This is a genomic window from Amycolatopsis sp. NBC_00345, assembly GCF_036116635.1.
Classification (GTDB): Bacteria; Actinomycetota; Actinomycetes; order Mycobacteriales; family Pseudonocardiaceae; genus Amycolatopsis.
Genome location: NZ_CP107995.1, coordinates 6,354,360 through 6,368,593, shown reverse-complemented (window position 1 = coordinate 6,368,593; position 14,234 = coordinate 6,354,360). Strand labels below are relative to the sequence as shown.

At 71.6% G+C, this 14,234-nt stretch carries 13 protein-coding genes; 7 read left to right on the top strand and 6 right to left on the bottom strand.

Features of this window, described 5'->3' with window-relative positions; all coding sequences use genetic code 11:
* The first annotated feature begins 141 nt into the window (after window positions 1-141).
* The 3 genes from OG943_RS28455 (at window position 142) to OG943_RS28445 (ending at window position 2,864) form a co-directional block, all read left to right on the top strand.
* Window positions 142-1,113: a magnesium transporter CorA family protein gene (locus OG943_RS28455; RefSeq protein ID WP_328603992.1), complete on the top strand. Its 972-nt coding sequence runs from the start codon at window positions 142-144 to the stop codon at window positions 1,111-1,113.
* 141 nt (window positions 1,114-1,254) lie between these two features.
* Window positions 1,255-1,869 (top strand): DUF47 domain-containing protein, encoded by a 615-nt coding sequence (locus tag OG943_RS28450; RefSeq protein ID WP_328603991.1) that lies wholly within the window; start codon window positions 1,255-1,257, stop codon window positions 1,867-1,869.
* On the top strand, window positions 1,869-2,864 hold the full coding sequence (locus tag OG943_RS28445; protein WP_328603990.1) for an inorganic phosphate transporter: 996 nt from the start codon (window positions 1,869-1,871) through the stop codon (window positions 2,862-2,864). The genes OG943_RS28450 and OG943_RS28445 overlap by 1 nt, the downstream gene beginning before the upstream one ends.
* A gap of 26 nt (window positions 2,865-2,890) precedes the next feature.
* Here the strand turns inward: OG943_RS28445 and OG943_RS28440 are convergent, their stop codons facing one another.
* The 3 genes from OG943_RS28440 to OG943_RS28430 form a co-directional block, all read right to left on the bottom strand.
* Window positions 2,891-4,549: an amidohydrolase gene (locus tag OG943_RS28440; RefSeq protein WP_328603989.1), complete on the bottom strand. Its 1,659-nt coding sequence runs from the start codon at window positions 4,547-4,549 to the stop codon at window positions 2,891-2,893.
* Between the two features lie 18 nt (window positions 4,550-4,567).
* Window positions 4,568-5,656 carry a class I SAM-dependent methyltransferase gene (locus tag OG943_RS28435; protein WP_328603988.1) on the bottom strand — a complete coding sequence of 363 codons (1,089 nt, stop codon included), beginning with the start codon at window positions 5,654-5,656 and terminating at the stop codon, window positions 4,568-4,570.
* Window positions 5,657-5,784: 128 nt separating this feature from the next.
* Entirely contained in the window at window positions 5,785-6,393 is a 609-nt protein-coding gene (locus OG943_RS28430; protein ID WP_328603987.1) for a hypothetical protein, read from the bottom strand.
* 173 nt (window positions 6,394-6,566) lie between these two features.
* Between OG943_RS28430 and OG943_RS28425 the strand changes: the two genes are divergently transcribed.
* A complete protein-coding gene (locus OG943_RS28425) occupies window positions 6,567-7,037 on the top strand; it encodes a hypothetical protein (RefSeq protein WP_328603986.1) in 471 nt (156 codons plus the stop codon).
* Window positions 7,038-7,069: 32 nt separating this feature from the next.
* On the opposite strand, the gene OG943_RS28420 is transcribed toward OG943_RS28425, so the two are convergent.
* Complete coding sequence (locus tag OG943_RS28420) at window positions 7,070-7,486, bottom strand: cupin domain-containing protein (protein ID WP_328603985.1); 417 nt, start codon at window positions 7,484-7,486, stop codon at window positions 7,070-7,072.
* Window positions 7,487-7,490: 4 nt separating this feature from the next.
* Window positions 7,491-8,585 carry a reverse transcriptase family protein gene (locus OG943_RS28415; RefSeq protein WP_328603984.1) on the bottom strand — a complete coding sequence of 365 codons (1,095 nt, stop codon included), beginning with the start codon at window positions 8,583-8,585 and terminating at the stop codon, window positions 7,491-7,493.
* 549 nt (window positions 8,586-9,134) lie between these two features.
* On the opposite strand from OG943_RS28415, the gene OG943_RS28410 reads away from it, so the two are divergent.
* Window positions 9,135-10,517 carry a hypothetical protein gene (locus OG943_RS28410; RefSeq protein WP_328603983.1) on the top strand — a complete coding sequence of 461 codons (1,383 nt, stop codon included), beginning with the start codon at window positions 9,135-9,137 and terminating at the stop codon, window positions 10,515-10,517.
* Between the two features lie 51 nt (window positions 10,518-10,568).
* On the opposite strand, the gene OG943_RS28405 is transcribed toward OG943_RS28410, so the two are convergent.
* Window positions 10,569-11,954 carry a class I adenylate-forming enzyme family protein gene (locus tag OG943_RS28405; protein WP_328603982.1) on the bottom strand — a complete coding sequence of 462 codons (1,386 nt, stop codon included), beginning with the start codon at window positions 11,952-11,954 and terminating at the stop codon, window positions 10,569-10,571.
* Window positions 11,955-12,025: 71 nt separating this feature from the next.
* Between OG943_RS28405 and wzm the strand changes: the two genes are divergently transcribed.
* Together wzm and OG943_RS28395 are read left to right on the top strand one after the other, a co-directional pair.
* A complete protein-coding gene (gene wzm, locus OG943_RS28400) occupies window positions 12,026-12,946 on the top strand; it encodes a galactan export ABC transporter permease subunit Wzm/RfbD (RefSeq protein ID WP_328603981.1) in 921 nt (306 codons plus the stop codon).
* A 168-nt stretch (window positions 12,947-13,114) separates the two neighbouring features.
* Entirely contained in the window at window positions 13,115-14,212 is a 1,098-nt protein-coding gene (locus OG943_RS28395; protein WP_328603980.1) for a glycoside hydrolase family 3 N-terminal domain-containing protein, read from the top strand.
* Window positions 14,213-14,234 lie beyond the last annotated feature (22 nt).

Sequence of the window (14,234 nt, the reverse complement as noted above, 5' to 3'; positions counted from 1 at the left end):
CGCCAGTCACACCACTCGATCGGCGGAGACCGTTTTGCCGATGAGCGTCCGGACCCGGGGCAAACCGCGGCGGCGCGCGGGACGGCGGTGCCGGGTACGTTCGGCGGAACTGAATTTCCCCCGGTGGAAGGCGGAACGGGCATGGCGTACACGCGGGTCTACCGCGACGGCGTGCTGGCCGAGCGGGACTTCCCGGTCGAGCGCGTCTCGGACTACCTCCAGGACCCGTCGGCCACGGTGTGGCTCGACTTCTGCGAGCCGACCGAGGCGGACCTCGCCGCGATCAGTGACGAGCTGGGCCTGCACGCGCTGGCCGTCGAGGACGCGGTGCACGAGCATCAGCGGCCGAAGCTCGACCGGTACGAGACGCACGCGTTCCTGACCGCGTACTCGGCGCACTTCGACCCCGAGAGCGGGGCGGTCACGCGGTCCGAGCTGGCCGCGTTCATCACCCCGCACGCGCTCGTGACCGTGCGCAAGGACGACGGCTTCGACATCGAGGCCGTCGCCGCGCGCTGGGACTCGTCGGCGGACCTGGCGAAGTCCGGCATCTCGTTCCTGCTGCACGGGCTGCTCGACTACGTCGTCGACGGGCACTTCGAGAGCGTGCAGGCGCTCGACGAGCAGATCGAGGCGCTGGAGGACCTGGTCTTCGACGAGCGGCCCGACCAGCGGGAGCTGCAACGGCGCTCGTTCCGGCTGCGCAAGAGCCTCACCGCGCTGCGCCGGGTGGTGCTGCCGATGCGCGAGGTGGTGAACGCGCTGATGCGCCGTGACCAGCACCTGGTCGACAACGTGATGATGCCGTACTTCCAGGACGTCTACGACCACGTGCTGCGCGCGTCGGAGTGGACGGAGTCGTTGCGCGACCTGGTGGCGACCGTGCGCGAGACCCAGCTGAACCTGCAGGGCAACCGGCTGAACCTGATCATGAAGAAGGTCACCAGCTGGGCCGCGATCATCGCGGTGCCCACGGCGGTGACCGGGTTCTACGGCCAGAACGTGCCGTACCCGGGTTTCCAGGCGACGTCCGGGTTCTGGGTGTCCACAGTGGTCATCGTGCTGCTTTCGGTGGGGCTGTACGCCTCGTTCAAGCGCCGCGACTGGCTGTGATCACGGTAGGTCCATAGAGGGGAACCGGACACCCCGCGTTCCACCGCTGCCCCAGACCGCCGTCACCCGTTCGGCCCTATATGTTCATCCCGTGTACACCCGGGCGCTCCGGGTCATCGTGCTGAACGAGAGGACGGACGGATGCGGCTGACTCCCCGCTCGACGGAGTTCTTCGACCTGCTCACCGAAGCGGCGGGGAACCTCGTGACGGCGACGGCGCTGCTGCGCGAATTCATCGCCGCGCCGCCCGCGGAGCGCGAGGAAATCGCGAAGCGGATCCACGAGGTCGAGAACCGCGGCGACGACCTCACCCACCAGGTGATGGTGCAGCTGAACAAGTCGTTCATCACGCCGTTCGACCGCGAGGACATCCAGGCGCTCGCCGCGCGCATCGACGACGTGCTCGACGCCATCGACGCGGCCGCGGACCTGGCCGTGCTCTACCGCGTGGACGAGCTGCCGCCCGGCATCGACGCCCAGGTGAAGGTGCTCAGCCGCGCGGCCGACCTGACCGCGCGGTCGATGCCCGGCCTGGCGAAGGTCAGTGAGCTGGAGCCGTTCTGGGTCGAGATCAACGACCTGGAGAACGAGGCCGACCGCATCTACCGGCGCCTGCTCGCGCACCTGTTCCAGCCCGGCGCCGACGCGCTGACCGTGCTGAAGACGAAGGAGGTCGTGGAGCAGCTGGAAGAGGCGGCGGACGCGTTCGAGCACATCGCCGACGTCGTCCAGACCATCGCGGTCAAGGAGTCCTGATGACGGGCACGGCCGCCCTGGTCGCCGTCATCGTCCTCACCGTCTTCTTCGACTACACCAACGGCTTCCACGACGCCGCGAACGCGATCGCCAGCGCGGTCTCGACCCGCGCGCTCGGCATCCGGCCCGCGCTCGCGCTGGCCGCGGTGATGAACCTGGCCGGCGCGCTCTTGAGCACCGGCATCGCCGCCACGGTCGCGAAAGGCATCATCGACGTCCCGACGGACGGCTCCGCGCTCACCGTCGTGTTCGCCGCGCTGGTCGGCGCCATCACGTGGAACCTGGTGACCTGGTACTTCGGGCTGCCCTCGTCGTCCTCGCATTCGCTGGTGGGCGGCATGGTCGGCGCCGCGCTGGCGGCCGCGGGCACGGTGCACTGGGCCGGCATCGCCGAGAAGGTGCTGATCCCGATGATCGTCTCGCCGCTGCTCGGGCTGGTGCTGGGCTACCTGGTGATGGTCGGGGTGCTGTGGCTGCTGCGCCGGGCGAACTCGCACCGCGTCGGCCGCAATTTCCGGCGGCTGCAGGTGTTCTCCGCGGCGGGCCTCGCGCTGGGCCACGGTCTGCAGGACGCGCAGAAGGGCATGGGCATCATCGTGCTCGCGCTGGTCGCGGCGGGCGCCCAGTCGTCCTTCGCGGTGCCGCTGTGGGTGACGCTGCTGTGCGCCGCCGCGTTGTCGCTGGGCACGTACTCGGGCGGCATGCGCATCATGCGGACGCTCGGCCGCCGCGTCTTCCCGCTCGACCCGCCGCACGGCTTCGTCGCGGAGTCCGTGGCCTCGTCCGTGCTGTACCTGACGGCGTTCGCGGTGAAGGCCCCCATCTCCACCACCCACGTGATCACCGCGGCGATCATGGGGGTCGGCGCCACCCGGCGGATCTCGGCCGTCCGGTGGGGCGTCGCGCGGGACATCGTGCTGGGCTGGGTGCTCACCTTCCCGGCCGCGGCCGCCGTGGCCGCGGCGGCCTGCCTGCTCATCCAGGCGTTCACGTAGTCCTTTGTGGACTATGTGAACGAGCCTCAGGCCCGGTGGACTTCGACCCCGTCCGCGTAGGTCCGGTCCACCCGGGCCGCCGCGATCTCACCGGCCGGGCCGGCGAACGGGTCGCGGTCGAGCACGACCAGATCGGCCGCCTTGCCGACGGAGATCGAGCCCGTGACGTGGTCGAGGTGGTTCACGGCGGCGGAGCCCGCGGTGTACGCGCGCAAGGCCGTCGCGAGCGGAAGTGCCTGCTCCGGCCCGAGCGCGGGGGTGCCCGCCGGGGCGTCCGGCGCGATGCGGGTGACGGCGACGTGGACGGCGGCCAGCGGGTCCGGGCTGCTCACCGGCCAGTCGCTGCCCATCGCGAGTGCCGCGCCGGTGCGGAACAGGTCGCCGAACGGGTACTGCCAGCCGGCCCGCGGGTCGCCAAGGAACGGCAGCGTGAGCTCGTCCATCTGCGGCTCGTGGGTGGCCCACAGCGCCTGCAGGTTCGCGGTGACGCCCAGCCGGTGGAACCGCGGCACGTCGTCGGGATGCACCACCTGCAGGTGCGCGAGGTGGTGGCGCTGCGCCGAAGTGCCGTTGACGGCGGCCGCGGCTTCGAGCGCGTCGAGGACTTCGCGTACCGCGCGGTCGCCGATCGCGTGGTAGTGCACCTGGAAGCCGGCCGCGTCGAGCGCGATGGTGACTTCGCGGATCAGCTCGGGTTCGAGGAAGCCGATTCCGTGATTGCCGGTCGTCTGGCCACACGAGTCCAGGTACGGCTCGAGCATCGCGGCGGTGAACGTTTCGACGACGCCGTCCTGCATCACCTTGACCGTGCCGGTGCGGTAGTTCCGGCCGTCCGCGGCGGTGGCGGCGCGGATCGCGGCCAGCCGCGCGACCTGTTCCGGCACCTGCGAACGCGGGCACGAGCGGTCCCACCACAACGCGCCGGTGACCTTCGCCGTGAGCCGGCCGCCGAGGTCGGCGCGGCGGTACGACTCATGCTCGGACGGGCCCGGCTCGTGCACCGGGAGGAGGGCGTCCTGCCAGCTGGTGACGCCGTGGGCGTGGAGGTAGCGCTGGGCTTCGGCCAGTGCTTCGTCGAGATCCTCCTGGGTGTCCGCGGGTGCGACTGCGCGGACGAGGTCGGCGGCTCCCTCGTGCAGCAGGCCGGTGGGCTCGCCGCCGGCGTCACGCTCGATGCGGCCGTCCGGGGGATCCGGGGTGTCGCGGGTGATCCCGGCCCGCGCCAGCGCCGCCGAGCTGGCCCAGCTGGAGTGGTGGTCGCGGTTGGGGAGCAGCACGGGGCGTTCCCCGGCGACGGCGTCCAGCACCTCGCGGTGCGGCCGTCCGCCGGGGAACGCCTCCATCGCCCAGCCGCCGCCGAGGACCCACTCACGCCCGGGGTGGCTGCGGGCGTACTCGCCGATGATCTCGACGTACGCGGCCACGGTGTTCGCGCCGGAGAGGTCGCAGCGGACGCGTTCGAGGCCGCCCATCACGGGGTGCACGTGCGCGTCGCCGAAGCCGGGCAGCAGAAGCCGCCCGTCCAGCTCCACGACCTCCTCGGCCTCACGCAAGTACGGCGCCACCGTGCGGTCGCCGCCCACCGCGACGATCCGCCCGCCGGACACCGCGACCGCCGACGCGACTGTCCCCGCGGCGTCCGCGGTGAAGACGCGGCCGCCGCGGAAGACCCTCGTTGTGCTCATTCCGCCATTGTGCTGGCTTCAGCGGACGCGCAGCCGCCACAACGACGTGACCTCGGCGGCCCGCAGGGCGTGCAGCGGGTCGGTGGGGTCGAGCGCCCGCCGGTGCCGTGGCGTGGCGTCGAGCCGCCCGGCGACCTCCAGGCCCGCCCGGTCGAACAGGCCCAGCAGCTCTTCCCGCGTGCGCAGCCCGGCCTGCTCGGCGAAGCCGGACAGGATCAGCCAGGCCTCACCGCCCGGCTCGAGGTGGCGCGGCAGCCGGTCGAGGAACGCCCGCAGCATCCGGCTGCCCGGGTCGTACACCGCCGCGTCGAGGGCCGACGCCGCCCGCCCCGGCAGCCACGGCGGGTTGCACACCACCAGCGGCGCCCGGGCCCGCGCCGGGAAGACGTCGGCCTCGGTCACCGTGACCTGTCTGGCCAGCCCCAGCCGCGCGATGTTGTCCTCGGCGCACGCGACCGCGCGGGCCGACCGGTCCGACGCGAGCACCGATGCCACGCCACGCCGAGCCAGCACCGCCGCGAGCACCCCGGTCCCGGTGCCGATGTCCAGCGCGGTCCGCGCCCCCGCGGGCAACGGCGCCCGCGCCACCAGGCCGACGTACTCACCGCGTACGGGCGAGAACACACCGTGGTGCGGATGGATCCGGGCGCCCAGCGCGGGCACGAGCACACCCCGGCGCCGCCACTCGTGCGCCCCGATCATGCCGAGCAGGTCGCGCAGCGAGCAGAGGAATGCCCGCTCCGTCGAACATCCCGCCTCGGCGCACGCCACCTGGACGTCCGGGGCCCGTGCCGCCTTCAGCCGGGCGCCCGGTTCCAGGCGCAGCAGCAGTTTCCCGAGCACCCGGGCCCGCCGGGCCCTGGCCTCCCGGTGCCGCCGGAACGCCTGGGCCGGGTCCGAGCCCGCCGACGGCCCGGGAAGCCGCCGGTCCAGCGCCGACAGCAGCTGGCGGGCGTTCGGGAAACCGCCGGTCCAGAGGACGCCGGTCCCGGCCGTCGCCAGGCGGTAGGCGCTCGCGGCCGAGAGGGTGTCATCGGCCGTGACCACCCGCCGGGGCGGCGGGGCGCCGGTTTCCGAGTACCACGAACAGCCCGGAAAACCGGGCATGGGTGATTCCAGCAAAAGTCTCCACATCCACGCGTTGCCGAACAGTCCACGAAGTCGCGCGCCGAGAAGGCGCAGCTGACTAGCGGACTGCGTGCGCGTGGGTGGGTACGACCATGGAGCCCAGGGTATCAGCGCCCGGCGCCCGGCCAGGGCGCGTCGACGAAGCCCGCGGCCGCCGCGGCCCACAGGGCGAGCGCGCCGCCGAAGCCGGGCAGCCCGAGCCAGGCCCATGTCTGCCCGGTGCCGCCCAGGACGATGGCGAGCGCGGCCAGCAGGCACAGGACCGCGGCGAGCGCGAGGAACCGGCGTGAGCCGAAGATCCGGTAGAACGCCACGAAATGCAGCCCGACGCACAGCAGCACCCACGCCGGCACCGTGGCGGGCCGGTGCAGGACGGAGCCGAGCACCCGGGAGCCTCCGATGATGGCGGCCACCATGAGCACCACGACCACGCCGTAACGCCGGCCGAACGGGCCCCGGCCCCGCGTCCCGGACGGCAGCGCGGCCCCGCGCCGTCCGATCAGGAACGCCCAGACGGCGAAAGCGAGCACGATCGCCGCGTCCAGTCCACGCAGGACTCCCGTGGCGTCGGGGATCGTCGTCGCGCCCGCGAACCACCACGCCGCACCGAACAGGACGCCGATCGACGAGCTGACCAAGAGCGTGACCAGATGGTCCCTGGTGAGCGGTTCGTCCGACATGGTGCCCCCGGTGCCGATGGTCTTGCCCGAACTCATTCCGGGAAACCGCCGGGGTGGGGCCGTTCGGCCCGCCCCCGGAGCACACATCGTGACCGCTAGCCTTCACCTAGGTGAACGCGTTGGGGCATTCGATGTATCTGCCGCGCCGCCGGAGGGTCCTACTCAGGAGGAGCGACCGGGTAAAGTCCCGGCCGTAGGGGGAGGGTGCAGTGAAGGAACTCGACGACGTGGCGTCCCGGGGCGAAGACTATCTCACTCGTCAGCAGCGTGCGCTGGCCGAAGCGGTGGTCGAGGGGGCCAGTGACCGCAGCTTCCGGCTCGCCGAGCACCTCGCCGCGGAGGGCGGGGTGCGCCGGTCCGACATACTGGCCGCGACGGCGCTTTTCCTGGCGTACCGGGCATTCCGGGACGGAAGGGCCGAGGATGTGCAGCGCTTCCTGACCCGGCTTCGCGAGCAGGACCGCGACAGCGTCAAGCTGGTCCGGCACCTGGTGCGGCTGGAGGCCGCCCGGGCGAAGGGCTGGCTGCCGAAGGCCCAGTACGACGAGCTGCTCTCCTACGCCTGGCGCGAGAAGCGCTTCGACCTCGTCCTGCGCGCGGGCAAGATCGAGTCCCGCGACGTCGCCGCCACCGGTGGCTGGGCCGCCGTGGAGCGCGACTTCTGCCCCCTGCTCACCTGAGGTCAGTCCATTGTGGCCGTTCGGTAGGTGTCTCAGCGCGGTTGGTTGCGAGCCATGAACGAAGCGGCGTCGCCCTGCCTGGGGTCCACGAAGACGATGTCGTCGGGCCGTCGGCGTGGCACGTCCACGGACAGCACGACCAGCGGGTGCTCGGTGATGCTCGGGAACCCGTGCACCTTTGTCTTCGCGAAGCTGAGGAACAAGCCCGGCCGCGCTTCGTACTCCTCGCCGTCGAGGTGGAACGTGCCGCGGCCGCTCACCACGTACAGGTGCTCGTCGCACTCGGTGTGGTAGTGCAGCGGCAGTTCCCGGTAGATCCGGAAGATCCGCGCGCTCGCCGACGGCTTGTCGACGAAGTACTTGTCCACCAGCATCGTTTCGGCGGTCTCCGGCAGCCGCGCCAGCTCGGCGAAGACGTCGAAGACGCTCTCGGTGTTGTCGCTCTCCATTGCTTCAGTCTCCTGCCGGGTCCGGTTCCACGCGCCAGTCGATCCGGTCGAACAGCGCCTTCAGCTTCTCTCCGCGCGCTTGGCTCGTCGCCGCGATCCAGCTGATGCGGCCGAGCAGATGGGCGCGGAAGTCCGGGTGCCCGGCGCGGTTCTGCGCGGCCGGGCCGGTGCGGGTGCAGTTGTGCAGCACGGCGCGCAGCTCGTCGTAGCTCGCGCGCGCGGCGGCCGGCGTGCTGTTGACAACGAGGCCCGCGACCCGCTGTTGCTGATGCGCCGCGGCCACCGACGTTTTGTCCTCATGCACGCGGAATCCCTCGGCCGTGACGATCAGGCGGACGCCGGGCAGCAGCCGGTGCAGCGGGAGGCCGGCGTCGCCGGAGAAGGCGAGGTCGTCGGCGTAGCGGGTGTAGCGCGCGTCGAGGGTGCGGGCCAGCCCGGCGAGCCTGCGGTCGAGGTGGTGCGTCACGGCGTTCGCGACGCTCGGCGAAGACGGCGCACCCTGGGGAAGGTGGGTGGCGGCGAGGCTGTTCATCAGCCGGGTGCGAACCGGCCCCCGTCGTCCGGCGGGGGCCTCGCGCAGGACGTCGGCGGGGGTCGCGGTGGTCAGGATCCCGGCCAGCGCGGCCGACACGGCGCCGGGGTAACCCGCCAGCTCCAGCAGGGAGCGGATCCGCCGCGCGGACACCGTCGGGAAGAAGCCCTCGAGGTCCATCCGCACCACGAGCTGTTGCCCGGCGTGCGGCTGCGCGCAGGTGACGACCGAGCGGCCGGGCCGGAACCCGTGCGCCGCCTCGTGCACCGGCAGCGCGTCGAGCACGTGCCGCCGGACGCGGCGCTGCAGCTCGGCCAGCCGCGGCTTCGGCCGCTCGATCAGCCGGATCCCGCCGGACGCGGTGGGAATCCAGCGGTACGAATAGTGCCGCAGGACCGGGTTCGCGCGCCGGTTCCAGCCCCGCGCGTCGCCGAACCAGCCCAGCTCACCGGGCGTCAGGTCCAGCGCGGCGGCGCACTCGTCGAACGACGCCCACCGGGCGACCGGCCAGCGCCAGACCGGCCACGGTTCGAGCAGCGACGCGGAGGTGACTGTTTCTCCGCTCATCCGCGCGGTCCTGTACGCGGAGCGTGCCGCGTTCGCGTGGGGCGCTGTGCCAACGTGTCCTGGTGCCCCCCGGGGTTACCCCGGAGAGGGTGGTTCTCCACCGGGCTCACCTCCGCGTCGCTGGTCTCCACCATAGGCCAAGATCATCGGTATGCCCGAAGTCCGCTTTGCTTCGCCTGCGGACCTCGACGCCGCCCGTCGATGCTGGCACCGCGCGAACGTCGCCCGCGGCAAGGTGCCCGGGGCGCAACGGTTCGAGCGGGTGGGCGTCCCCTGGCGGGTTGCGCCCCAATGTGGCGTTCGGTGCGCTCAACGCAACCAACGCCACATTGGGGCGCTGCGGGCCGAGCCGGAGGCGGGGCACCGCGGCAGGTGGAGCAGGCGGAATCAAGCGGCATGGGGAGCGAGTTCGACTGTGACCGGCGTCACCAAACCGCCGTGAACCGTTTTCGGGACGACATCCGTGTACCCGGCATCAAGGCTTCCGGAACTGCCGAAGCCCGGGCTCTTACAGGGGAGAATCCCGAAATGATCCGTATTCGAGTTGCGATGCTCGCTGCCCTCACGGCGGCGGGTGTGGCGGTGCTGAGCGCGTGTGGCTCCACCGCCGGCACCCCGAACGTCGCGCCCGCCGTCGCCGCGGCGGCCGACTTCCTGACCGGCACCGCGCAGGCCAACGGCGCGCCGCAGAACACCGGCGACTTCGCCGCCCCGGGGGACACCGCCGCCGCCGAGCAGTGGGTGGAGCTGGACTCGGGCTCGGCCGGTGGGCTGAACCCGGTGGTGCTCAACGGAAAGGGCTTCACGCTCTACCGCTTCGACAAGGACAGCCCGAAGCCGCCGAAGTCCACTTGCAACGGTGACTGCGCGAAGACCTGGCCGCCGGTGACGCTGAAGCAGGGCGGCAAGCTCTTCCTCAACGGCGTGGACCAGGCCGATGTCGGCTTCGTCAAGCGCGACGACGGCAGCATGCAGGTCACCCTTGGCGGCTGGCCCGTCTACAAGTACAGCGGCGACTCCCAGCCGGGCCAGACCAACGGCCAGGGCGTGGGCGGCACCTGGTTCGGCGTCACGCCGGAGGGCGCGAAGGCGCAGAAGTCCCAGGAGGGCACCGACGCGGCGTCGGGCGTCGGCTACAAGACCGGCACCGCCAAGGAAAACGGCGCCGACCTCACCGCCGGTGACGACTACCAGGGCCCGCGCACGGACGACGCCGCGATGAAGTGGGTCCAGCTCAGCCGCGGTTCGGCCGGTGGCCTGAACCCGATCGTCCACGATGGCGCCGGCTTCACGCTGTACCGCTTCGACAAGGACAGCCCGAAGCCGCCGACGTCCAACTGCAACGGCGACTGCGCCAAGACCTGGCCGCCGGTGCTCGTGAAGCCGGGCTCGCGCATCTTCGTCAACGGCGTGGCCACCTCGAAGATCGGCATCCTGACCCGCGCCGACGGCAGCCGTCAGGTCTCCATCGGCGGCTGGCCGGTCTACCGCTTCAGCGGTGACAAGAAGGCCGGCGACACCAACGGCGAAGGCGTGGGCGGCACCTGGTTCGCGGTCTCGCCCACCGGCGGCAAGACCCTGCCCAAGGGCGGCCAGCCGCCGGCCACCAGCGCTCCTGGCGCGTCGGCCACCAGCGCCCCCGCAACGTCGGCCCCGGCCACCTCGGTGACCCTCGGCAACGGCAGCGCGACCCTGGACAGCGGCAAGAACTTCAGCGAGCCCAACGGTTCTTCCGGCGTCGCCGGCCCGGGCTGCGTCGCGGTTCCGCAGCCGGCGCAGGTCTCCTCGATCCAGCTCAGCGGCGGCCCGGTCAAGCTCTGGAAGGGCCCGAACTGCACCGGCCAGTCGACGGTGATCACCAGCAGCGTCGCGGACCTCGGCACGATCGGCTTCGACAAGCAGGTCGCCTCGATCCGCTTCGGCGACAAGTAAAGCAACGACGCGACGGAGCCGGGGTGCGCACGCGCCCCGGCTCTTTCGTTTTCAGGCGATGCCGCGGTCGTGCCCGGCCCAGAACGGCTCGCGCAGGGACCGTTTGTCGACCTTGCCCACGGCGGTCAGCGGCAGCGCCGTGGTGAACTCCACTTCGGACGGCACGAAGTGCTCGCCACCCAGCTCGGCCCGGACGTGGTCGCGCAGGTCACCGGGAGCGAGAGGGCCGGTCGCGACCACCACCGCGTGCACCAGCTCGCCCTCGCCGCCGGGGCCGGGGACGCCGAAGACCGCCGCCGCGGTGACCAGGGGATGGGCGAGCAGCGCGTGTTCCACCGCGGTCGACGCGACTTTCGTGCCGTGCTCGCCGGTCACGATCACGTCGCCGATGCGGTCGGACAGGTAGAGGTAACCCTCTTCGTCGAACGAGCCCAGGTCGCCGGTGGGCAGCCAGCCGTCGCCGATCGGCGGCTCGCCGTGGTAACCGTCCATCATGGACAGTCCGCGGACGAGGACCTGACCGGCTTCGATCCGGGCCTCCATGCCCGGCACGATCCGGCCGACGGACCCGAGCCGCTCGGGCCGTCCGGTCAGCTCGGCGGCGGAGATGCTGGCGATCATCGGGGCCTCGGTGAGCCCGTACCCCTGCCCGACCACGGGGCCGAACACGGCCAGCGCGTCAGCTAGCCGCCGCGGCGAGAGCGGCGCGGCACCCAGCGAAAGCGACCGCACGCTGCTGACGTCGGTGGCCGCCAGCGCTGGGCTGTCCAGCACCGCCGAGAGCCGGGGCGGCGTCAGCGATAGCGAAGTGACGCGGTACTCGGCGATGTCGGTTAGCAGCTGTTCGGCGTGGAAGGCGTTACGCAGCACAACGGTGTTGCCGCAAAGGATCGCGCCAAGCACGGCCGCGTTGCCGGTCATGTGCGTCAGGGGCGCGGTGACGAGGATGCGCCCCGGTCCCGCCGGGTCCGGCGCGAAGATGTGCGCCATGCCGTCGTAGATGCCGCTGTGCCGGATCAGCTTGGGCGCCCCGGTGGTGCCGCCGCTGGGGAAGACCGTGGTGACGCCGTCCGGCAGTGAGTCCGGAGTGGACGTTCCGGCGCCGGCCAGCCGGTCGAGGTCGTTGTCGGTCAGCAGCACCGCGCCGGTCGACGTGAGGACCGCGGCCCGCGCGGGGCGGCTCGACGACGCGGCCACCAGTAACACCTCGAAGCCCCGCAGTTGCGCGGAGAGCTGGGCCAGCACGGTTTCCGGCCGGTTCCGGGCGTCGATCGCCACCACGTCGCCGTCGGCGTCACCGAGCCCGGTGTAGAGCCGCAACAGGATTTCGTGCGCTTCGCGGTACGTCGTCACGCCGTCGTCATGGTGGAACAGCACTGCTGAGCCGCCCTGTTCGAGCGCGGCCAGGACGCGGGTCAGGAAAAAACTCGGTGCCACTGCCGCACCCTAGCCGACCCGGCCGTCGCGGTGTGGTGGCCGCGGCGCGGGTTCGTCGTTAGGTTGGACGGATGACTGCCACTCCCACCGCGGCCCCCGCCGTCGACGCCCCGCCGAAGAGCTTCAGGCGGGCGTTCGCCGACCTCAGTGCCGGACTGCACGCGCGGGAGCTGTGGGCGCTGCTGGCCTGGCAGGACATCAAGCAGCGCTACCGCCGTTCGTCACTCGGTCCACTCTGGATCACCGTCGGCATGGCGGTGACGGCGCTCGCGCTCGGGGTGGTGAACTCGGCGCTGTTCGGCACGTCGATCTCCACGCTGCTGCCGAGCATCACCACCGGGCTGATCCTGTGGAACTTCATGAACGGCTGCATCGTCGAGGGCTCCGAGACGTTCATCGCGAACGAGGGCATGATCAAGCAGCTGCCCGCGCCGGTTTCGGTGTACGCGCTGCGCACGGTGTGGCGGCAGGCGCTGTACCTGGGGCATAACCTGATCGTGTACGTGGTCGTGCTGATCATCTTCTTCGGCAACCTGAACCACCCGTACCACCTCGTGGACCGGCCCGGCGCGCTGCTGCACCCCGGCTTGAGCTGGACGGTCCTGCTGGCGATCCCCGCGCTCGCGCTGATCCTGCTCAACGGCGCGTGGGTGGTGCTGCTGCTCGGCATCGTGTCCACCCGGTTCCGCGACATCCCGCCGGTGATTCAGAGCTTCATCACGATGCTCTTCTACGCCACGCCCATCATGTGGTCGATGGACCAGGTGCGGGCGATGAACCAGGGCGCCAAGAGCGGGTTCGGCTCGATCGCGGTCGACCTGCTGCAGCTGAACCCGGTGTACCACTTCGTGGAGATCGTCCGGGCGCCGCTGGTCGGCCAGCAGCAGAGCTGGACGCACTGGCTGGTGACCGGTGTGGTGACGATCGTCGGCTGGACGCTGGCGCTGGTCGTGCTGCGCAACTACCGCTCGCGCGTGGCCTACTGGGTCTGATGTCCATATAGGACGGTCTGCGTCCGAATGGGGGAACGGCCCTGGCGTTTCCCGGGGCCGCCCGGACAATGGGCAGATTACGGACATCACGCCGGCATCGGCCGGAAAGTTTCCTTCAGCAGCTCGAAGGCGTTACCGTGAACGCCACCTGGAGGGAGTCGAACACCGATGAACTTTGTGACGCCCGGAAAGACCATGCTCGCCCTGGCCACCGTCGCCGTGCTGGCGGGCACCGCGGCCGCCGCCCCCGGCCCGGCCGGCCTCACCCCGCAACAGCTGGCCGGCCAGCGGGTGATCTATTCCTACCCCGGCCTCACCCCGCCGGACACGCTGCTGCAGCGGATCCGCGCCGGCGAGGCGGCGGGGGTCATCTTCTTCGGCGAGAACGTCCAGAGCAGCCAGCAGATCGCGGGCGTCGTGCAGCAGCTGCGCGCCGCGGCCGCGCAGAGCCCGGTGCACCAGCCGCTGCTGCTGATGACCGACCAGGAGGGCGGCAAGGTCCGGCGGCTGCCGGGCGAGCCCACGCTGTCGGAGAAGCAGGTGGGCCAGGCCGCCGATCCCGAGGCCGCGGCGAGGGCCGCGGGCACCGGCGCGGGGGAGAACCTCAAGAGCGTCGGGATGAACGTCAACCTCTCGCCGGTCCTTGACGTCTACCGGCAAGAGGGCAACTTCATCGACCAGTTCGGCCGCTCGTACAGCAACGACCCGGGCACGGCGACCAGGCTGGGGTACGACTTCATCACCGCGCAGCAGGCCGCGGGCGCCGCCGCCACCGCGAAGCACTTCCCCGGCCTCGGCGCGGTTCCGGCGGGCGCGAACACCGACGTGGGCCCGGTGACGTTGAACGTGCCGCTTTCGGAGCTGCGCGCGAAGGACGAAGCGCCGTACCCGGCCGCTGTGCGCGCGTGGGTGAACTTCGTGATGCTGTCGTGGGCGGTGTACCCGGCGCTCGACCCCAGCCGTCCGGCCGGCTTGTCACGGACCGTCGTCCAGCAGGAATTGCGGCAGCACAACAACTTCCACGGCGTCACGATCACCGACGCGCTGGAAGCCGGCGCGCTGAAGGACTACGGCGGCACCGGCAACCGCGCGACGCTCGCGGCGAAGGCGGGGATGGACCTGATCCTCGCGTCCGCCCGCGACGTCCAGCAAGGGGACGACGCCGTCAACGCGCTCGCCGCGGGGCTGACCGACGGGAGCCTCCCGCGCGCCGAGTTCACCGCCGCCGTGGACCGGATTTCCTCGCTGCGGGGCCAATTGCACTGAATCCGGCGAAAACTGTCGGTGG

Coding starts and splice junctions, on each gene's coding strand:
- OG943_RS28445 (WP_328603990.1), top strand. CDS start 1,869: ATGACGGGCACGGCCGCCCTGGTCGCCGTCATCGTCCTCACCGTCTTC.
- OG943_RS28450 (WP_328603991.1), top strand. CDS start 1,255: ATGCGGCTGACTCCCCGCTCGACGGAGTTCTTCGACCTGCTCACCGAA.
- OG943_RS28395 (WP_328603980.1), top strand. CDS start 13,115: ATGAACTTTGTGACGCCCGGAAAGACCATGCTCGCCCTGGCCACCGTC.
- OG943_RS28455 (WP_328603992.1), top strand. CDS start 142: ATGGCGTACACGCGGGTCTACCGCGACGGCGTGCTGGCCGAGCGGGAC.
- wzm (WP_328603981.1), top strand. CDS start 12,026: ATGACTGCCACTCCCACCGCGGCCCCCGCCGTCGACGCCCCGCCGAAG.
- OG943_RS28415 (WP_328603984.1), bottom strand. CDS start 8,585: ATGAGCGGAGAAACAGTCACCTCCGCGTCGCTGCTCGAACCGTGGCCG.
- OG943_RS28410 (WP_328603983.1), top strand. CDS start 9,135: ATGCTCGCTGCCCTCACGGCGGCGGGTGTGGCGGTGCTGAGCGCGTGT.
- OG943_RS28420 (WP_328603985.1), bottom strand. CDS start 7,486: ATGGAGAGCGACAACACCGAGAGCGTCTTCGACGTCTTCGCCGAGCTG.
- OG943_RS28430 (WP_328603987.1), bottom strand. CDS start 6,393: ATGAGTTCGGGCAAGACCATCGGCACCGGGGGCACCATGTCGGACGAA.
- OG943_RS28440 (WP_328603989.1), bottom strand. CDS start 4,549: ATGAGCACAACGAGGGTCTTCCGCGGCGGCCGCGTCTTCACCGCGGAC.
- OG943_RS28435 (WP_328603988.1), bottom strand. CDS start 5,656: ATGCCCGGTTTTCCGGGCTGTTCGTGGTACTCGGAAACCGGCGCCCCG.